General features: G+C 59.3%; 15 protein-coding genes, 5 pseudogenes and 1 other annotated feature. Of the genes and pseudogenes, 9 read left to right on the forward strand and 11 right to left on the reverse strand.

Annotated features, from left to right (window positions below; all coding sequences use genetic code 11):
• Nucleotides 1-272, forward strand: a 272-nt coding sequence (locus H0X91_RS35145) for a hypothetical protein (RefSeq protein WP_230878085.1), incomplete at its 5' end; no start/stop codon positions are given.
• A gap of 57 nt (nucleotides 273-329) precedes the next feature.
• Here H0X91_RS35145 and H0X91_RS33530 read toward each other — a convergent pair.
• The 3 genes and pseudogenes from H0X91_RS33530 to H0X91_RS33540 all read right to left on the reverse strand — a co-directional run.
• Nucleotides 330-1541, reverse strand: a pseudogene (locus H0X91_RS33530) (ATP-binding cassette domain-containing protein); the annotation flags it as partial.
• A gap of 68 nt (nucleotides 1542-1609) precedes the next feature.
• A pseudogene (locus H0X91_RS33535) lies at nucleotides 1610-1744 on the reverse strand (arabinose ABC transporter substrate-binding protein); the annotation flags it as partial.
• Nucleotides 1745-2097: 353 nt separating this feature from the next.
• Nucleotides 2098-4299 carry an alpha-galactosidase gene (locus tag H0X91_RS33540; protein WP_230878086.1) on the reverse strand — a complete coding sequence of 734 codons (2202 nt, stop codon included), beginning with the start codon at nucleotides 4297-4299 and terminating at the stop codon, nucleotides 2098-2100.
• A 295-nt stretch (nucleotides 4300-4594) separates the two neighbouring features.
• On the opposite strand from H0X91_RS33540, the gene H0X91_RS33545 reads away from it, so the two are divergent.
• Nucleotides 4595-4906, forward strand: a complete 312-nt coding sequence (locus tag H0X91_RS33545) for a hypothetical protein (protein WP_196433750.1) — start codon at nucleotides 4595-4597, stop codon at nucleotides 4904-4906.
• Nucleotides 4907-5713: 807 nt separating this feature from the next.
• Here the strand turns inward: H0X91_RS33545 and H0X91_RS33550 are convergent.
• The 5 genes and pseudogenes from H0X91_RS33550 to H0X91_RS33570 form a co-directional block, all read right to left on the reverse strand.
• Nucleotides 5714-5824 (reverse strand): annotated as a pseudogene (locus H0X91_RS33550) (transposase domain-containing protein); the annotation flags it as partial.
• A 93-nt stretch (nucleotides 5825-5917) separates the two neighbouring features.
• A complete protein-coding gene (locus H0X91_RS33555; protein ID WP_196433751.1) occupies nucleotides 5918-6187 on the reverse strand; it encodes a hypothetical protein in 270 nt (89 codons plus the stop codon).
• Between the two features lie 102 nt (nucleotides 6188-6289).
• Nucleotides 6290-7063, reverse strand: a complete 774-nt coding sequence (locus H0X91_RS33560) for an SDR family oxidoreductase (RefSeq protein WP_196433752.1) — start codon at nucleotides 7061-7063, stop codon at nucleotides 6290-6292.
• 66 nt (nucleotides 7064-7129) lie between these two features.
• Nucleotides 7130-7399 (reverse strand): hypothetical protein, encoded by a 270-nt coding sequence (locus H0X91_RS33565; RefSeq protein ID WP_196433753.1) that lies wholly within the window; start codon nucleotides 7397-7399, stop codon nucleotides 7130-7132.
• Nucleotides 7400-7504: 105 nt separating this feature from the next.
• A complete protein-coding gene (locus tag H0X91_RS33570; protein ID WP_196433754.1) occupies nucleotides 7505-7729 on the reverse strand; it encodes a hypothetical protein in 225 nt (74 codons plus the stop codon).
• A gap of 858 nt (nucleotides 7730-8587) precedes the next feature.
• Between H0X91_RS33570 and H0X91_RS35150 the strand changes: the two are divergent.
• From H0X91_RS35150 to H0X91_RS35160, 3 genes and pseudogenes are all read left to right on the forward strand, one after another.
• Nucleotides 8588-8855: pseudogene (locus tag H0X91_RS35150) on the forward strand (IS6 family transposase); the annotation flags it as partial.
• Nucleotides 8856-9277: 422 nt separating this feature from the next.
• On the forward strand, nucleotides 9278-9544 hold the full coding sequence (locus H0X91_RS35155; RefSeq protein WP_230878087.1) for a hypothetical protein: 267 nt from the start codon (nucleotides 9278-9280) through the stop codon (nucleotides 9542-9544).
• Between the two features lie 121 nt (nucleotides 9545-9665).
• On the forward strand, nucleotides 9666-9905 hold the full coding sequence (locus tag H0X91_RS35160) for a hypothetical protein (protein ID WP_230878088.1): 240 nt from the start codon (nucleotides 9666-9668) through the stop codon (nucleotides 9903-9905).
• A gap of 22 nt (nucleotides 9906-9927) precedes the next feature.
• On the opposite strand, the gene H0X91_RS33580 is transcribed toward H0X91_RS35160, so the two are convergent.
• Nucleotides 9928-11172 carry a sugar transporter gene (locus H0X91_RS33580; RefSeq protein WP_196433755.1) on the reverse strand — a complete coding sequence of 415 codons (1245 nt, stop codon included), beginning with the start codon at nucleotides 11170-11172 and terminating at the stop codon, nucleotides 9928-9930.
• Between the two features lie 541 nt (nucleotides 11173-11713).
• Between H0X91_RS33580 and H0X91_RS33585 the strand changes: the two genes are divergently transcribed.
• The 4 genes and pseudogenes from H0X91_RS33585 to H0X91_RS33600 all read left to right on the forward strand — a co-directional run.
• On the forward strand, nucleotides 11714-12208 hold the full coding sequence (locus H0X91_RS33585; RefSeq protein ID WP_196433756.1) for an RNA polymerase sigma factor: 495 nt from the start codon (nucleotides 11714-11716) through the stop codon (nucleotides 12206-12208).
• A gap of 43 nt (nucleotides 12209-12251) precedes the next feature.
• Nucleotides 12252-13265, forward strand: coding sequence for a FecR family protein (locus H0X91_RS33590; protein ID WP_196433757.1), 1014 nt, complete (start codon nucleotides 12252-12254; stop codon nucleotides 13263-13265).
• Between the two features lie 81 nt (nucleotides 13266-13346).
• Nucleotides 13347-15617: a TonB-dependent siderophore receptor gene (locus H0X91_RS33595; RefSeq protein ID WP_196433758.1), complete on the forward strand. Its 2271-nt coding sequence runs from the start codon at nucleotides 13347-13349 to the stop codon at nucleotides 15615-15617.
• A gap of 47 nt (nucleotides 15618-15664) precedes the next feature.
• Nucleotides 15665-16435 (forward strand): annotated as a pseudogene (locus H0X91_RS33600) (IS3 family transposase); the annotation flags it as partial.
• Nucleotides 15946-16061 (forward strand) — a sequence feature (AL1L pseudoknot). It overlaps the preceding pseudogene by 116 nt.
• A gap of 450 nt (nucleotides 16436-16885) precedes the next feature.
• Here H0X91_RS33600 and H0X91_RS33605 read toward each other — a convergent pair.
• Nucleotides 16886-17281, reverse strand: coding sequence for a hypothetical protein (locus H0X91_RS33605; protein ID WP_165580629.1), 396 nt, complete (start codon nucleotides 17279-17281; stop codon nucleotides 16886-16888).
• 16 nt (nucleotides 17282-17297) lie between these two features.
• Nucleotides 17298-19106, reverse strand: coding sequence for a S10 family serine carboxypeptidase-like protein (locus tag H0X91_RS33610; protein ID WP_442859788.1), 1809 nt, complete (start codon nucleotides 19104-19106; stop codon nucleotides 17298-17300).
• Between the last annotated feature and the right edge of the window lie 908 nt (nucleotides 19107-20014).

Consider the following 20014-nt stretch of genomic DNA (forward strand, 5'->3'; position numbering starts at 1 on the left):
CCGGCTTCGGCTTCCTTCAGAAACCCGATGATTTGCTGTTCCGTAAAGCGCTTCTTCATGTTCGTCTTCTTCTCCGAAAACGAACTTTACTAGACTCCAGCTGGCCCTGTTTGCAGGGGGCAGGTCAATATGGATCCCCTATCAATCCACGCGACACGTGCAACGTGCTAGCAACGTTAGTGAACATTGGCCAAGTTTCTGTTGCAGAAACGCAACGGCTAAGCCGCCGCCAGAAAACTTCAAAAAGTCCCTGTTCGCCAAGGCTTCTTTGAGAGTTTCCGCTAGCAACGTTTCTGAACACGGCTAGCGCTAATAACGAACGCCTACACCTTCTGCTGGTTGCCGCCCGACAGGAAGCGGATCTTCTGCCGCCGGTTCGGCGTCTTGATCTTCAGCCGCTGGATGAAGCGGTCGGCCGTCGCGCTTTCGGCCTTGCCGTTGATGAAGAGGCCCGCGAGCAGCGAATGGCGGCGGCAGCTGATGTTGATGTTCTCGGCGACCGACGCGATCGCGATGATCCCTTCTTCCTTGCGGTCCTCGGGGCACAGCACGATGCCGTGGCGGATCGCGTCGCCGGTGCGCTTCACGTCGATGCGCTTACCGTCGAGCGTCAGCGCGCCCGCGCGCCGGCGGTCCGCGCCGTACACGAGCCGCATCAGCTCGCTGCGCCCCGCGCCGACGAGCCCGAAGAAGCGGACGATCTCGCCCGCGCGCACCGAGAAGCTCGCCGGTTCGCGCAGCACCGGGCCGTCGACGCCTTCGGCGGAAAACCGCACGTCGCCGAGCGTGCGCGGCGCGTAATGGTAGATGTCCGCGATCCCGCGCCCGACCATCTCGGCGACGAGCCGCACGCGCGGCACGTCGGCCAGCGCTTCGTGCGACGCGATCTTGCGCCCGTCGCGGAAAATCGTGCACGCGTCGCAGAGCCGGTAGATCTCGTCCATCCGGTGCGAGATGTAGATCAGCGCGCGGCCCTGCGCGCGCAGAACGTCGACCAGCTTGAACAGCACTTCCGTCTCGCGATGCGACAGCGAGCTCGTCGGTTCGTCGAGCGCGATCACGCGGGCGTTGCGCATCAGCGCCTTGCAGATCTCGACCATCTGCCGCTGCGCGATCGACAGCCGCCCGAGCCGCGCGTCGGGATCGAGATCGACGCCCATCTCGGCGAGCCGCTCGCGCACGTAACGCTTCGCCTCGCGCTTTTTCACCCGGCCGAACGCGTTCGGCAAGCGGCCGAGCAGCAGGTTTTCCGCGACCGTCAGGTCGGGCACGTACTGCAGCTCCTGGTGAATCACCGCGATGCCGGCCGCGATCGACGCGGCCGCATTCGCGAACTGCACGGGCTGGCCGTCGACCAGCACGCTGCCCGCATCGGGCTGGTATTCGCCGCCGAGAATCTTCAACAGCGTCGACTTGCCCGCGCCGTTCTCGCCCATCAGGCCATGCACCTCGCCTGCATGCACGTCGAACGAAATGCCGTCGAGTGCGCGCACGCCGGGAAATACCTTGCCGATATTGTCAAAACGCAGTGCCGCTGACACGTCGCCTCTCCACTTCCGGAATCGATCGACCGCCGGCCGCCGCATCGCCGCGGCAGCCGGCGGCCCGCTTACTTCGACGCGAGCCCCATCTCGTCGCGCACCTTCGACACGTTGTCGCGCGTCGCGAGCAGGCCCGTCGTCAGCGTCAGCGTCAACGGCGGCGGCGCCTTGCCCTGCGTGATCCACGTGTACATCAGGTCCGATTGAAGCGGTGACCTGCTGTACGACCAGCAGTTGCCTAGCCGCCAGTGCGGCGACGCCGGTCAGTCGGCACAATGCTCATTACCCGGTACCGCGCTGCAGCACAGTCGCCGGCGCCAATTTCATCGCTGCGATAGAGGGCAACAAGGTAAAGTCGCTACTTTCCTAGCGTGGTTTAACCGGAAAATTGCGCGAAAATCGACTGGCTCCCGTGCAACGGAGGTGTCGCCAGATGCGAGCGTCCACGTGGCCGCCGAGCAATTCGCCGTTCGACAGGTGACGACCAACATTGCTCGATCCTACATGCGAAAAATGGCGCGGCCACCTGTGAACGGCTGGCCGCGCCATGCGCACGTTACTGCTTCACCGGTGCGGCGATGCCGTCGATGTTGGGCGCCCAACCGGTCGGGTTGGAGAACTTCAGCGTGTTGGTGCTGCCCTGCTTGAACGCGCCCGTCACCTTCAGCGTCGATACGTTCCCCCACCCGCCGGTCGACGGGAACGACACGGTGACGGGTGCGGCGCCGTTGAAACTGAGCTGCGCGCTGCGCGGCGTCGCGTCGCCGTTCGCGTAGGCAACCGAGACGCTGTACGTGCCGTCCGCCGCGGCCGAGATGCCGTTGATCGTCAGCGTGCCGTTGGTGGTCCCGTCGCCGTTGCCGATATAGCCGACGACCTGTCCGCCCGCGCACGTGCCGCACGACGCCACGCGCGCCTTACCACCAAGCGTGTTGCCGGCGGCTTCTGCTTCATACGCCAGCGGAGGCGACGGCTGAATCTTCACCGGACCGGGCACCACGGCGAGGGAAGCGATCGCGGGCGTCGGCGTCGAGTCGTCGAGACTCGACAGGAACAATGCGTTCTGCCCGGCCTTGAGGTTCACGAAGACCGTCACCGTGCCGACAACGTTCCCCGTCGGCGGAAACGCGAGCGTCGTACCTCTCCCGCCATTCGTGACGAGTTGCGCCATGGCCGTGTCGGTGCCGGTGTTCTGGTACGCGATCTGGACGTAGCCGCCTACCGTCTGGGAGGTCACGTTGTCAAACGCCACCGTCCCGAGCCCGGTGACGATTTGGCCGCTCGCGCACGCGGCGCATGGCGAATACGACGCTCCGCCGGACAACGTGTGCGGCAGGAACGTTGTCGACGCGACATCGGTACCGCCCAGCACGAGCATCACCGAGCCGCCGGCAGGCACGTTCGCGACCGTGTAGGAATCGGTGGCCGCGCCGAGATCCTTGTGTGCCCAGACGTCACGAACGGTGGCCGAGGTCCCCGCGGCAAACCCCAGTTGCTGCCACGTGACCTTCATCGCGCTCGCCGTCGTGCCGTTGTTGAACAGCAGAACCGCACGTTTGCCTGCACCGGCCAGCAGCTTCGCCCACACCTGTCGCCCGTTGGCGTCCGCGACCTTCAACCCCTGCAGGCCCAGTATGTCCTGGTCGATCGCGATCAGCTCGGTATTGGTGAGCAGGTTCACCGTGGCGCTCGACAGCGGCTTCGACAAATCATTGCCGAGAATCATCGGCGCGCCTGCGATGGCCCACAGATTCACGTGCGCTAGATCGTTCGCCGTGCTCATGCCCATGCCGGCCACCATCATGTCCGGATCGTTGTAGTAACCCGTGTGCTGGCCTTCGGGGTGATAGTTGCCGTTGAAGTTTCTGAGCACCCAGTTGAAACCGGGGGCGCCGGTCCCCGGCCCGTAGAGGTCATGCGTCGTGCGCCATGAAGTCGCGATGCCCGCGGCCCAGTCCCACGGTCCCAGGTTGTAGTCGGGATAACCGATCTTGCCGAGCTCGCCCCAGTTGCACATGTTCAGCACCAGCCGCTGGCCAGTGGCCACATAGGCTTTCTGGATCGCCTGCGAGATTGCGGTATACGCTTCCTGCGGATCGTATCCAGCCGCACGGCCGCCGCACCAGTCGACCTTGACGAAGTCGTAGCCCCATTGCGCGAACTGCAGGAAATCATGATCGTAGTGCGCGGGATCGCTACCGACGTAACGGATGCCGTTCGTGTTACCGCAGCCCAACGGCCCGGCATCGATATAGATGCCAGCCTTCAATCCCTTACTGTGAATGTAGTCGGCCATCGCCTTCATCCCGCCCGGCCACTGATTGGTCGGGTTGCCGTTCATGTCGATGTTGACGATGAAGTTGCCGTTTGCGTCCCGCTTTCTGGACGTCCACCAGCCTTCGTCGATATTCACGTACTGGTACTTGTTGCCCGTCGTGAGGTTCGCATTCAACGCGGCCAGCCCATCCGCCTGCGCCTTGATCGTATCGAAGTTGACGTCCCAGCGCAGGCTGTTCCACGACGCCCAGCCCATCGACGGCAGATTCACCGCGATCTGCTGCATTGCCGTTGGCGACGGATTCGTGGTTCCGCTGTCACTGTTCGTCGACGTCGGCCCGGGGTTCGAGGTCGTTGCGGTCATCGATCTGTTCAGCGGCGTCGGTGACGAACCGCCATCGTCGCCACCGCATCCTGACAAACCTATCGCTGCTGCAATAAAGCACGTCGCCAACACTCCTAACTTATTCCCGCCCTTCATTTCCGTCTCCCGATTGTTGTGAACGGCACGCGCTGGTCGCTTCGCGTGCGTGCGCAGATTAATGACGTTTTCTCTTTCATTACAACGTTTGCATCACGCCATCAAATATTGGGAGATGGTGAGGTGTCTAATTGGAAATTGATTTTAGTTAATTTATTAATATGAAAATGAAAAATTCCCAATCTTTGAAGATACAACCGACGAATCGGAAATAAATCGGGCGATTATCGAGAACTCAAGACGAAAATTGGTGCAAGCTCTCACGATCGACCATTCCGGCCGACCGGAGAAGCTCATGAACAACACATCGTCTCCGACTTCCGCGCCTCGATCACGCGGTTACGGCAGGCGTTTAGAACAGACAGGATTGCCCGATGAGCTGAACAGTTGGGTGGCCGAATTCGATCGCTATCGCTGGCAGGTCGTCGGGCTTGCGGGGGCGACCCGCCGTGAATATCGCTTCTTTGTCTTGCGGCTCTTGGCCCAGTACTGTCCAGTGACCGACCATGGTCGATGGACTCCGCGGGCGGAATGGCTCACCGCCTTTGTTTGCCAGGAAGCGACACGCCTCCACGGACACTCGCGCAAGAATGCGCTATGGGCCTGACTCCAGTATTTGGTGTTCGACGGCATGGCAAGTCGTAAGCTCGAAGCCGCGGTTCCGTCGATGCCCGAGTGGAAACGCGCCGCTCTACCGGTCGCCTCGCCGCGCAGGAAACCGGGCGCGTGCTCGAGGTGTGCTCGACGGCAGTGCCCCCGAGTTCCGCAATCGAGCGACGTTGTTGGACCTGGCGAGAATGGGTATGCCGTTCGTGGTTCCTCAGCCGCGCGGTCCCATATCGATATAGATGCCGGCCCTCATGGCGTCCAGGGACGACGCCTGCTTCGTTGGCGGATGGCAGACACTAACGCATTGTTTTGCAAGCGATCCGTGAATGACGTCGATCAGATAAGATGGGGAACTCGGACTGATGCATGGGGTGGCCGTGAGGAAGTACGCGTTTTTGTTCTTCTTTCTTCAAGCGTCTGCTGCTTTCGCAGCGGGTGGTAGCGCTGCGCCAAAAGTACCGAGCTATCCGCGTGACAAAGGGCCAATCAATAAGCAGTTCGGAGGAACAGAATGACTGCTTTACAGCTATGACGACAACCAGTCTCTGGTAGTTCTTTCGGCACCTGGAAGTCCTGCTGCCCCCTTTGTGTTTTTATTCAAATATTTAGGTGATGGATATCATCTATATGGTGAAGGAACGGGCAACAAGGACCTTACTGATGACGCTTTCTCTGAGCTTGAAATGCTGGGTAATTCTCAGATCGAGGCGCTCGTAGTCGAGTCTCGGAAGACCACGGCGAGAAAGTGACATTGACAGATTACCGGGGAATGCTTTGTCAGGCCCTATAGTATGAAAAATTGGCGTTATCGAAGATTGGCAGGCATCTTCCAGGGTAGCAGCGCGTCGTAGTCGTCGACGCTCTTCACCAGCGGTAGGTGTTGGAACAGCCAGCTGAGATAGCGATACGGGTCGATGCCCGGCCCAGCGTCATTCCAGAACGCAATCATATCGTCCGCTGAGCGAGTTATGTCGGCTATTGGGTGCACGTCAATCGCCGCTCGTTCGGCTCAAGTCCGCGGCAGCAGCGCGGCGGTCGCAAGCGCGATTACCGCCGGCACGCCGAACACGATCAGCAGCACCGGCAGTTCCTCGTGCACGCCGAATCCGGCCCGGTACACCCCAACCCACAGATTCGCGAGCGACACTCCGAACCAGACAGGCACAAACACTTTCGCAGCGATTCCTAGCAATGGCCCGGACGCGTTCCATAGCTGTCCGAACAACAGAAATACAGCTAGCAATAGCAAGCCGGCGACGATCGTCAGGAGCGTATGCATCCATTATCTCCAAGGTAGCGCGGACGGGGCCGAATACACCCACAGTGTCCCGAACAAAGACCTGCCTCGACCGGCCCACGCTGGACGATACGTCTGCATGCGCTACTTGGTCGTGTAGCCGCCGTTGATCAGGATCGTCTGGCCGGTGATCCACCACCCGTCGCTCACGAGATGGCGAATGAACGGCACGACGTCCTCGATATCGGTGAGGCCCGTCTTACTGAACGGAGAAAGCGCTGCGGCGGTCTTGTGATATGCAACCGCATCGTCGCCTTCAGCCGGATAGAAAAACGACGTGTCCATCGGACCCGGCCCAATGGCCGTCACCGAGATGCCGCGCGCGCCGAACTCCTTCGACGCCGCACGCGTGTAATGCTCAACGGGAGCTTTGGTGCCCGCATAAGCCGCGTAGAACGGCGTGAACGCTCCCAGCAGCGACGTCACCAGCGTCACGACCTTGCCGTTGTCGTTTACGTGTTTGCCCGCTTCCTTCAGGAAAAAGAACGCAACCTTCGAATTGACGGCCGTCATTTCGTCGTATTCGGCTTCGGTGATTTCGGTAAACGATTTTTTCAGCACTTTGCCGACGGTGTTGATCGCGATGTCGGGACGACCTATCGCGGCAACCGTATCGGCGAACAGCTTCTCGACTGCGCCTGCCCTCGTCAGGTCGGCCTGGAATACCACCGCCTCGGCGCCTGCAGCCTTGATTGCCGCAACAGTCTTGTCGGCGTCGGCCTTGGAACTTGCGCTGTTGTAGTGAATTGCCACCGCCCTCGCGCCCTGCTCGGCAAGATCGCGCGCGATTAATCCGCCGAGATTCTTCGCACCGCCCGCTACAATGACGTTTTTCCCCTTAATGTCGTGATTCAACAAAATAGTTCTCCGATTTTAATATTTGATGACATGACTGCGGCCAATCAAGAGACCACGGAAAATTCCTTAAAATACACGATACATCTGTATGAATTGCTCGGGCGATCCTAATATTTTTGAAATGGCAAAAACGGAAATTTTCAATTCTCTGCTGGCCAACAGGGTTCGGCAATCACCGCTGCGAACTGCGCGCGCATAACGTTCGCGCCGCCCTCGCTTCAAGTCGATTTCGTACGTCATTGAGAACGTCGTGTCCATCTTCGACAGCGCTTCGTTCGCCATATCCTGAGCTGGCTCGATGGATACTGCCTGCGACAAAACTTCCAACCTCGCCATGCTGAACAACAATTCGCTATGGCGGAACGCGACTTGAATTATCCTGCTGTTACTTGCCCTCAGAAGTCTACATTGTGCAGGATAGGCCGCGAATTTCAAATGGCCTTAATCAACTTCGTACGGTTCGAAGAGATTTTCAAACACGGAGTGCGGCATCGGCCATGCTGCCCCCGTAGAATCGGTTACAATCCAATCGCCGACTTTGACCTCTCGCCATCCATCCGGTGTCAAAATTCTCCAACCGCTGTCCGTCTGGCCAACAAGCGGATGCTGACATGCGTAAACAAAACGTTCCGCGGTCACAATAGAATTTTTCTTGCGAAATTTCATCTTTCACACCATTAAATGATTCAATTCCTCACATGTTAAAATCCTGTACATGCCTTTGTAAAAATAAAGCCTCACACTAAAACACGGCAAATTAAGACATAGCCAGAAAAAGCGTCGCGCCTACACAACCATTTCCACCTGAATTTGCCAACATCAACGCTCTGCCGTTTCGTCCCCGATCTCATCCTCATTCATACTCATACCAAAATTAATGTGTCTATCGATGTGGATTCGCACCGTCGCCGACGCTCCCGACCGTACGCCATACGAAAAATTAACAAATGCACACCATGACTGCAATTAACTCGCACCTATAACACTATCAACTTACGCGGTCGAAATCGGATCGCCCGTTGCCGCATATTAACGAACCCGCGCAACCAAACAGGCAGTGATACAAAATCCGCCAAGACACGAGCGTACTTGCGGACCAGAACAGGGCAACGATTGGCGACGTGCTGCAAATAACAGGCGGCAATTCTTGCCCAAAGCTTCCAACCATCTTAAACCATTTTGCGACAAAGATACAAGGTAGGCAAATAAAAATTCAATTATTTTACAATACTAGTAAATTTATTAATTAACTTATAGTTATTATGTTATCACCCCCCCTGGAGCCGCGCTTAAAATTTAGTTCTCGCATCATATCGGCGAAGAGAATAGGCAAGGAAAATGGTTCCGCAATACATCGCACATTGTAACGAAGCATCACACCCATGATCTCTGCTTCATCAGCACCGCTTTGTTGTATGCTCTTGGTCAATAAAAAGATTGGCGGAACGTTTATTTCATTAGAACGAATACTACACACGAGAGCAATCGCCGCCTGATCTTCCGACCGGTACTGCACACACCTGCCCGGCGGCGCGCAAGGTTATCACTGACCCGCTACGCAGCTATATCACCGCCAAGCGCGAGATCCCGAAACTAGCGGGTGTCCGACATGTGTTCGTCAGGGTAGCCGCCCGCGTGAGGAATCCCGCCGAGAAAAGCCACCAGCCGACTCGGAAGCACGAGCGTCGTATGCGAGGGTTTCGCGACATGCCACACACGCAACACTTCCTCTCGTGCTTTGTCGCGCGCGTCACTCCATCGCAAGCAACTCGCTTCACGCTTCGACGCCTAGCGCAATTTCGCCGGCGTGACCCAAAATCCGTCTCCGGCAAACTGCGATTGTCGTTCATTGCATTTTTGTCGCCGTTGGTCGTCAAGTTGACAATGCCATCTCGACCGACTACTCGCCTGCTTCGCCGCGGGCGAGCCGCTGCCGGAAACAGCATTGCCGGCCAGCGTCGCGCGCTCGTGGCTGCGTTCGCGCGACGCTGGGCTGCGGCACTGGCAAACCGCCCGCTGCGTCGCACAGGAGATCGAACGGTTGTGGACCGCATTCGGTGGCACCGAATGGACGATCATGTGTATCAAACTACACGGCACGATCATCCATGCGCGGCGCAGCCCGCAATGCGACGACGCGCTGCTGACGCCGATCGTCGCCGGGCACCGGATCGTCGTGCCGTAAATCGGCACGACTGCGCCGGGCCACGCGAGTTGTCGCTGGTCTTCTGCCTCGCGGTGACGCTGGTGGGTTTCGACGGTGAAGTGATCGGCGCGTTCGACGTCACCAGCGTCGGCCAGCGCAACGTTGTGCACTCGCGCGAACGGTTCCGGAACGCGGCGCTGTCCGCCGAGCAGAGGCTCTACGCGATGTTGCGCGACTGCCACCTGCTACAGGTCCCGCATGACGCGCGCTGGCTCGGCACACCGCTCGCCGGAGCCGTCGTGCGCGCTCGACGAAGCGGGCCGCGTGCGCGGTGAACCGCCTGGCGCGTCATATGCTCTACCTCGCGGCCGCTGGGTCGGTGGCCTCGTACGAGCTCCGGCAACTGTTTCCCGGCGCGACGCTTGCGCAGCACGCCGTTTGCTGACACCGGCACGCATGCCGCAACGGATCGCGCGCGGCGAGGACAGCCAGATATCGGTGCGCACCCTGCGTGCACCGCTCGACCGTGCGATGATGGCGCGCCACGCCGACGTGCCGGAAGACGCTGCCGACGTGTGCCACACCGCACCGGCCTCGGGCCCTTCAGGCGAGCCTGCACGAACAGTCGCTCGACCCGATCCGGCGGACGCTCACGACGGCAAGGTGTCAGCGGCCGCGCGACAGCTGGGCATTTAACACACGATGCTATATGCGAAGCTCAGGCAGCTCGATGCGGCGGGAATCTGGTACGACGGGTCACATTGACAATTCGGAATGAGCGCGGGGTGTCGCGATGGAGCCAAGCCGCTGCCAGCCACTCATGCGGCCGTAATGCGAGCCACGCGATCCCGACCGCGAACGCGCCGACCACGCGGCCGAACGTGCCGATCCACGACAGCCCGTAGTCGCCGGCAATATGGTTGCCGAGCAGCGCACCGGCGTCGACGTTGTACAGCCCGGAGTAGATCGACACCGCGAGGCCGGTCGCCTCCAGCGCCAGCTTCAGCACCCACGCCTGCATCGCGAGGCCGAAACAGACGATCACGCCGCCCCACACCAGCGTATGCACGGACAGCGTGACGACGTTCAGCGCGCACGGGAACCGGGCCAGCAGGCAACCCGACAACGCGACGATCGACGTCAGCAGAAACCTGTCGGAATCGCGCGGGTACGCGCGATTGAAGCAGAGCGCAGCCGGCAGGCCGGCGATGCCGAACAGGATCAGCACGTACGTGATCCGGCTGTTGCTCGCATGGTTGATGCTCTGCACGAACGATTCGATGTACGTGTACGACGCGAAGTGCGCGGACACGACCAGCACGGTGATCGCATAGAGCGCCGGCTTGCCCAGGAGCACGCCGATGCTGCTCAGCGACCCGGCGCCCTGGCTCGGCGGCAACGGCAACGTGGCGCGCAGCAACAGCAGCGCGACGCCCGCCGTGCCCGCGATGATCAGGAACGTGACTCGCCAGCCGAATGCCTCGCCGATAACGCGGCCGAGCGGAATCCCGGCAACCATCGCGATCGCCGAGCCCATCGCGATCAAGCTGAGCGCGCGGCTTTTGCGGTCGCACCGCGCGAGCCACACCGCGAGCGGGATCGAAATCGACCAAAACATCGCATGCGCGCACGCGATGCCGAGCCGGCCGATCATCAGCACCGTGAAATTCCACGCGAAGCCGGTCACGACGTGGCTGCCGGCGAACACCAGCAGCGCGACACTCGACAACTTGCGGCGCTCGACGTGCCGCATAACGAACGTCAGCAGCAGCGACACGACCGCGACGGCCCACGCGTAGATCGTCAGCATCAACCCGACGTCGGTGGGCGGGATGTGAAGGCTGTCGCCGATCGCGCTGAGCAGCGCGACCGGAACGACTTCTGCAGTACTGAAGATGAAGGCAGTCAGAGCCCGTACGCTCCACCACGAGTGCTCGGAACTGAAGGCGTCGGGTGTTGCCATGCGCGAAATCGACGAAGGCGGGTGCGGCACGGACGTGGCGCTACACGCACCGCCCGGCGCATCGCCGCGATTGTACCAGCGGCACCTCACGCGCCCTGCCGCACCGTGGCGATGCCGGAAAAGCCACCCAAGGCTTTGCTATCCAGCACATGGATCGGGATGCCGGTTGCACTCGGCCGCGAAGCGGGCCGCGTTCGGCACGGCGGGTCGGTAGTTTTGCGTATTGCCACATCCCGTGCGTCGCCTTTCAATATGTCAGGCTTCGTTTCAAACGGTACCACGACCCTGAAACGAGCCCCTATTTCAACGCGTGTTGTTTCTTCACAGTCTTTGCCATATTTGACAATGGTTGCGCGCGGTTATGCAAAAATATTAATTATGTCTGGAGCAACTTTTCGGGGCACGATCCCCGGTACATGAACCGGTGGTACGTGGGCCTTGGGTCTCCCGTCGTTGCGTGCGACATCGCCACCGCCGTTGCCCGGGATGATTTGCGTTTATCTCGTCGGGCGATAAATCGGAAAATTGCGGAGCAATAGAGATGGCTGGGGTGCTGGACGAATTGTTGCGGGGCTACAGTGATCTCAGACGCTATCTGGGCAAGCGTCTGAGCACCGCCGACGCCGAAGATCTTGCGCAAGCGTCGTTCGAAGCGGCATTGCGCTATACGCAACAAAACGAGGTGCGGTCTCCTGCCGCGCTCATGTTTCATGTATCGCGCAACCTCGAAATCGATGCAGCGCGCCGCCGCAGGTTTTTGCCGGTGCAGTTTTGCGAGGAAACCGACGACGATGCAATCGACCGGCGCGTTCATACCGATGTAACGCCCGAGCGCGACTGCATCGCCCGCCAGACACTCGACCAGTTGACCGAGGTACTCGACGCGCTGCCGCCGCGGTGCCGCGAAGCCTTCATTCTCTGCAAACTGCATGGCCTGTCGTACGAAGAGGCCGCGCAGGAAATGGGCATCAGCCCCACCGTCATCAAGAAATATCTGGTCCAAGCGATGAAAGCATGTCGGAGCGTTGTGATATAACAGCGGGATTTCGCGGATTACATGCCCGTCGTTGATAGTCGACATGTCACTCACCCAGGCCGAAATTGACGAAGCCGATGATCTTCTCGTTTCGCTGACGTTCGGCAGCGAAACCGAGAAGTCGCAAGCGCGCTCCGCACTCGATGAGTGGGCCGCGAACTCGCCCGACCGGCTTCGATATGTCGCCGATCACCACGCAGCGGAAGCGACTGTCGATGCGCTGGCCGGCGAACTCGGTCGACTCTACCCAAGGCATGTCGACAAGCCTGCCCCCCGCCCTCCCGTTTCGCCCAAACCGGTCGTCGAACCGGATCGGCCGGCGCCGCGCCCATGGTTTGCTGGCGCACGTGCCGCCACCTATGGCGGTGCGCTCGTGTTCAGCGCGCTGGTCGGCCTGTGGGTCGTCAATCCGGTTCTGGCGACCCAGCACATGCGCTCCCCGGTCGGCGAGCACGTCGACATCGTGCTCGACGACGGGAGCCACGTCGTGCTCAACACCGACACGGAACTCACCTTCAGCAACCGGCTGCGCTCGCGCGATGTGACGATGCGGCGCGGCGAAGCGTTGTTCTCGGTCGTTCACAATGCGCTGCGCCCCTTCGCGGTGTCGGCAGGCCAGGCCAGTGTCCGGGATATCGGCACCCGGTTCTCCGTGCACAAGACGCCCGACGGCGTGAACGTGGCGGTGCTCGAAGGCAGCGTGGAGCTCTATTCGACAGCCGGCATGGCGCCGGTCGAACTGCATGCGGGACAGGCTGCCCGAACCGATCGTCAAGGCAGCGTCGAAATGCAGGGGCCGCAGCAGTTCGCGTCGATGACAAGCTGGAAGGACGGGCGCCTGCAATTCGACGACACACCGCTGCGCGATGTCGTGCAAGAGCTCCAGCGTTACCGCACGGCACCGATCGTGCTGGCGGATTCGCGGGTCGGGGATTATCGGATAACGGGCGGATTCTCCAGCAGCGATCCTGATTTGCTGCTGAAGACACTGCCCCGGGTTGCACCAGTGACGATCGATATTCAGCAAAGCGGCAAGGCCGTCATCGCCCGGCGTTGACGATTCAACTGACGCACACGGCAGCCGGTCACCTGTGACCGACGCCGGCATATCATGACAAGTTCGCGCGTGCGGAGAGGTATGGCAAGGAGAATCAGGACCGATGCGTTCGCGAGACACGCACGAGTCGCGATCGTTCTGCTGGCGTTGTGCGGCCAGGACGCGAATGCGCAGGCAGTGATCAATCTGCCCGCGCAGGCGCTCGGTAGCGCACTCTCGCAACTCGCCGGCGCCGTGGGCGTCAACATCCTCGCGCCGTCCAGGCTGATCGAGGGAACTCAGGTACCGGCGATATCCGGGCGCCTCACGCTGGAACAAGCGCTCGACAGGATGCTGGGCGGCACCGGGCTCAAGGCGGTCCGGCGCGACGACAAGACCTACGTGATCGAACAGGGCGCGCCGTCGCCGCACGCGGGCCAATCGACCGCAAGCGCCTCCAGCGTCGTATTGCCGACGATCAGCGTGAACGCCGCTGCGCTCGGCGACGATTTCACCTCCTCCGCAACGCGTACCAACACACCGATCGCGCTGATCCCGCAATCGATCGACGTCGTCACCCAGGCACAAATCAAGGACCGGAACGCCCAATCGGTGTCGGATGCGCTGGTTCACCTGCCCGGCGTCTCGATCGCCGATTTTGGCGGCGTGAATGTCAAACCGTACATTCGCGGTTTTCTCGCGCCTGTCATGGTCAACGGACACGCAAACTCGATCGGATTGAGCCCTTGGCTCGGTGCGCTGGGCATACCGATCGACGGCGTCGAGAAAATCGAGGTGCTCAGGGGAGCCGATACCATCCTCGCCGGTGCGATGGATGCGGGCGGCATCGTCAATCTGGTCACGAAGCAACCGACCGCCACGTCGGTTCGGCAGCTGACCACGCAGGTCGGCTCGTTCGGCGACGTGAAGCAGGCAGTCGATCTGGGCGGCATGCTCGGCAGCGACAAACGGCTGACGTATCGCTTCGTGATGTCCGGGGAGCGGACCGGTGCGAGTTCGTATGGATACGACGGGGCGAAATCGTTCTATGTCGCGCCGTCCATCGCATGGAAATCCGCCGATACAGAGATAGTGCTGGGTTATCGGCACCAGGCCCAGAAGGCCCCGCTCACGGCCGCCACGCTATTCGGACTCGACGGACTGCCGGCGAAAGTCGCGTGGCCATCCGCGCAGCCGGGAAGCTCGCTGATCCAGTCCGACGACATCGACTTCGACTTCAAGCATCGCTTCGCCGGGGGGGTGTCGTTCGAAAGCAGCACGAGTTATTCGCGTTATCGGGAGCGAAACGATAACGCCGGCTACGTGCCGCTCGCGTACGTCGCTCCCCAAAAAGCGCTGTTCTATGCGCCTGTCGGCGATCATCAGGTGTTCAACTGGATGACGGACAACCACGTGAAGGCGGCGTTCTCGACCGGGGCCGTCAAACAAACCGTGGTGGCCGGATTTCAGTATTCGGTCTACTGGGATGTGATGCGTGCCGCCACGGGCGACACAACAGCCATTGGGCCATTTCCGAGCCCCGTATTGCCGCCGTACAACGGTTCGCTCGGATATTCCAGCCCTGGCCGGAGTTACTTCGACAATGTCTACCTGCAAGACCAGATTTCCTGGGCGAGACTGCACGTCACCGCCAGCATTGCGCGCGCCAACGGCTGGACAACGGGAAGCGAGGCGCAGCACGCCTGGTTGCCGAATCTGGGCGTCCTGTATGAATTGACGGACAGCCTGTCCATTTATGCCAGCACGATGCGCAGCTTTTATCCGCGGCGCGGTACGGTAACGATGAGTGGCCAGACACCACCGCCGTTTTCGGGACACTCCGTCGAGGCGGGTATCAAGCTCAATCTGCTCGACGATCGCCTGACGGTGACAGCCGACGTATTTCGTGCGCAAACCGCGAATGTGACGCAGTCGATTCCCGGAACCGATATCGTCACCCTGCAAGGCGGGCAAGTCTCGCGTGGCGTCGAAGCGAGCGCGGTGGGCCACGTACTGCCGGGTCTCGATGTCAGCGCAAACTACGCCTACAACAATCTGCAGCAAGGCCAGGGACTGCCTCGCCATGCCGGCTCGATCTGGCTGAGCTACGATCTGCAGAACGAACAATGGCGTGGCTTGGGCGGTGGGGTTGGCGTCATTGCCCAATCGTCCACGGAGGTGTGGGGAACCTCGGCTCGCCTGCCTGGGCAGGTACGAACCGATTTGAGCACGTGGTACCGGGCGAAACGATGGTCGGTGACGTTCGCTGTCAAGAACGTGTTCGACCGGCTTCTATACAATTCCGCTTCCGCCAGCGAGGCATTCCTGCAGCCGGGACGATTGTTCTATCTGACGACGCGCTACGACATCTGAACCGCACCGGATTTTGTGGAGGCTCGTATTCTCGAGAGAATCGAGCTATGAACAAGAAGCCACGCAGGCTTTCGTCCGAAGTCCCAGAGCGCGCAGTGCGCCTGGTAAGAGAGCAGCGTAGCGAGCGCCCGTCGATGTAGGCGGCGGTCGAATCGATTGCACCGATGATCGGCTGCACGCCGCAGACGCTGTTGGCCTGCATCAAGCGCGACGGGGTCGACCGGGGGAAGCGAGATGGCGTGCGCGCGGCCGAGTGCAAACGCATCAACGCCCTGGCGCGCGAGGTCAAGGAACTGCGCCGGACCAACGAGATTCGCAAGCTGGCGAGCGTTTTTTTCGCCCAGGCGGAGTTCGACCGCCGATTCAAGCCCTGAAGGCGTTCGTCGATCAGCATCGCGAACCTTCTGGGTCGAGCCGCTCTGCAAGGTTTTGCGGATTGCCCCGCCGGGCTACCGACGCCATGCTGCGCAACTTCGCGATCCGTCGAAGCGCTGCGCCCGCGCAAAACGGGATGAGCTGCTGCAGCCGGAGATCAAGCGTGTATGGCAGGCCACAGGTCTATGTGTATGCCGAAGGTCTGGAAACAGTTGAACCGGGCAGACATTGCGGCGGCACGCTGCACGATCGGGCGGCTGATGAAGCTGCAGGGCTTGCGCGGCGCAATTCGCGGCAAGCGGGTTCGCACGACGACTCCCGATACGAGCGCACCGCGGCCGCTGGACCGGGGCAATCGACAGTTCAAGGCTGAGCGCCCGAATCAGCTTTGGGTGTCGGATTTCACCTATGTCTCGGCAGAGCTGGGATACATGGCATTCGTGAATCCGTTGGAACCGCTCGGCTATATCCCACCCCTGAGGCTGAGGCAAACTACTACAGGCAACTCAGAAATGCCGCTGACGTGCCTGCTTCGGCCTGTTTCAACACCGCCACAATCTGCCCGACACTGAAGCGCTTGCGTTTCATCGTACGGCTCCTATCATACTGAAAAAATCCGCCGAAAACTCGCTTACATCATGGCGCTGTTTACTGGGGGCCGCACAAAAGGGACTTTGCTAGAAGCCCACTGGCCCTATTGAAGGGGGTAGGTCAGTGGAATACTCCACCGAATGTCGGCGCGGCGCTCGAAACGAATGTCGAGACAGCGTAAGTGATGCCGCCAGACAGTCCGCGGGTGGCGGGTGGCGTTCGCCGAGGCTGTGCTGATCTGGCCGCTTGGTTGGAATGTGATTCCCTGCAATAGAGTACAGGGAATCACCTCCGCACTACGATCACTGCCCCAGTCTTGTCGTGTTTCTCATCCGCATAATGTGTTGAGGGGTCCGGGCCGACATGAATCGCAATACGTCGTCGAGTCGAACGTATCCGGTTCCCGCACGATCGATCTCCGAAAAATGGTCGCTCACCAAGCCCCAGCCGGCTGCCTTGGCTTGCTGCTGCGACAATAATCCATTGGGATTGCCACCGCTTGCGGCGGTGAACCGTTGCGCAATTTGCCTTTCCACGTCCTGCGAAACCGAGTTTTCCGAAGGCGGGGGCGGTGGAGTATAGCCTTCTGGCGGCGCAGGAGGCCTCGGCAAATCGTCATACGCAAATGCTGTTCCAATGCTCGACATTACGACGAAAGCTGCCGCCGTGATAGAGACAAACGAGGTCGCGATTTTCATTGGCATCTTCACAAAGTTACAGTAAGGAGCCGTTCGCGACACGCGCCGGCGACTGGTAATAGCTGTCGAGCGCCCGCTTCAGTGGCTCGCGCGACATTTCCGTGTTGTATATCATATGCCCCCCCTCGAACCACTTGACGGGCACTCGGTCACCTAGATTAACTCCTTCCAGGTCAAGCTCGGTTTGGAAGCCTGGCGTTGCGACATCCTCGTAGCCGTGAAGAATCAGCAGCTTGGCCTTCGGATCTGCAGTAAGGACCGCTTGAATATCAGTGAGGCTTTCCGGACGATAGTACTGGCTTCCTGCTCGCTTCCAATTCCAGATATCGATTGCTTCAGAATTCGAGGGGCTGTAGGTTGACGTGGTCTTATAGTTAACGAAATCAGGAAAGTAGGTCTTGAGTTGGTTGAGGAAAGCCACGTCGATATAGTCGTCCGCTTTGAAGCTGTTGCCTACTGGCACTTTCATGCGTGCGTCATAGCGGCCCAGGCTAAAGTTAACAAACAGTTTTTGCCTGAAAATGTCCGGGCCGATATTTAGCTGACTATTCCAGCTTGTAGCAGGAACTCCCGTGTAAGCAACGATTTGATTTACAATCACCCGACCGGCGTCAGTTGGCGCGAACGCTTTCCATTTGGCATTTACATCGGTACCGCCTCGGATTGAGCTCGTCGTAGAACTGTTAGAACTGTAATTGCTGACGAATGCCGGCTGGAATACTGTTCGTGCCAGTGTGCGTAGCTCGTCGAGATATTCCTCTTGTGTTTTATTGCCGCGTTTTGCAGATAGCTTGAAATAATCGGCCGTCATTGCGTAGGACGGAAAGTATCCTTCGCATGAAGATTTCGTGATTACGTCGCAATTGGAATTGTAATTCAGAATTGGTGAATTGAGAACGAATCCCGCTAGAACCTGGGCAGGTTTGCCGGATGGATCCGGGGCATAGCCGCTTGTGCCCGCCTGTTCCAACAGATTGGCGACGATTGGCGTGCGGATTCCTCCATACGACTCCCCGTATAGATACTTTGGAGAACTCTGGCGATTATATTTGTTCGCATAACTGATGATGAAATCGGCCACGACCTGGGCATCGACGTCCGTGCCCCAAAAATCGCCGTTCTTGCGTGGACCGATCGCGGTGGAAAGACCCGTGCCCGGGGGATCGACAAAAACGATATCCGACTGATCGAGCAGGGAAATCGCGTTATCTTCAAACGGAAAGCTATCGGGTTGCTTCGTCGGGTCGGGCATATTTGGAGCGTCGGACTTCAAGCGCTTCGGTCCCCATGAACCCATGTGAAGCCAGATTGAAGCTGAGCCGGGGCCACCGTTCCACAAGAATGTGACCGGTCGGTTTTCCTTGGGTAAACCGTCGCGCGTATATGCCGTATAGAAAATTGCTGCTTGGGGTGTCTTGTTCGTCCCGGATCCGTGATACGCGATCAGGTGGCCGGCACGCGCGAGGTACGGCACATCCTTGCCATTCACCGTAATTGTATGACGCTTTACTGACGAGTCCTCGTTGACCTTGGCGAGATCGATCGAACCGGTTCCAGTCGTGTCGTAAGCATTATCGTCATTCAAAATCTTGTCCGGAGGCGCCACTCGATCGAATGCTTGCTGTTCTGCAGATTGGGGGGCAGTTGTGGGTGTGGACGACGTAGTGCCCGGGGGCGACGGCTCGATGATGGGTGTCCCGGTGCTACTCGCGTTCGTAGACGACAAGTCATCGCCACCGCATCCACTGACCGCCAGTGCGACGAGCATCGAAAGTGAGAGCATCACTGTCGAATTGCATTCCATTGCTTTTTTGACGACCCGCATATGCCTTCCTCAAGATGAAACAGTTATATAAGCGTGGCTTAGGAGCTCGCGTTACTCTTCGCCGATGAGGCATGCCTGATGGCATGAAGGCTCCAGCGTGAAGCAGGAAAAAAACAATTGCAACCTATAAAATACCACCCAATTTCTTTAATCCATTAATCACTATTATATATAACAATATTACCCGGCACTGTTAATGTGTATGCCAGCGCTTGATCTACATTCTTTTTGGTTTTTTCGCAATATGGACGTCTAGTAGAGCGACGAGACGAGGTCGAGCGAGGCCATTGTCACGTTGGCGCAGGATGACTGCGTGAAAAATGCCTCTCGTCAAACGTTAACGCCAGGCTGGAGCGGGCCCCGAGCTGGCGCGCGCATCTGCGCGAGCGATCGACTCCCTCGGTCTCGTTTCCTCACTCTACCGGACGTCTTTACCACGATAAAACATTACCGAGCGATCCTGGATCGCGTGCAATCAATAATTTCGACAATCGACAGAATATTCCCCTCCGCCCCTGAACGACAACCATTTTTAACATGTAAATTTGTTTTATTTAAAACAATAGTTTCTGTTTTTTATAAAAAAACAAACCACGCGAGATCAATTTAACAAAACCGTCATGATTTAATGCAACGATCCGGTTCCATCCGTTTTTGCATTTCGCGATAAAACCGGACCGGCAACCAAATCCCCTCTTCTAACTGCTGCTTTCGAAGGTACGTCACCATGGCTTTAAAGCGTCCGCTCTTCCCGTTCTATATCTCGGCTGCGTGTGCCGCTTGTCAACCTCGGCCGTAATTTCCCCAGAAGTGTCGAAGTAAAATTCCCCACCCTGTTCGGACGGTGATCAACCGGCGACGTGATCGAATGGGTTCCTTCGGGGGCGGCCCGGGCGCCGGCGAGCCGG

Origin of the sequence: Burkholderia sp. 9777_1386 (assembly GCF_015712265.1) — a bacterium.
Classification (GTDB): Bacteria; Pseudomonadota; Gammaproteobacteria; order Burkholderiales; family Burkholderiaceae; genus Burkholderia; species Burkholderia cenocepacia.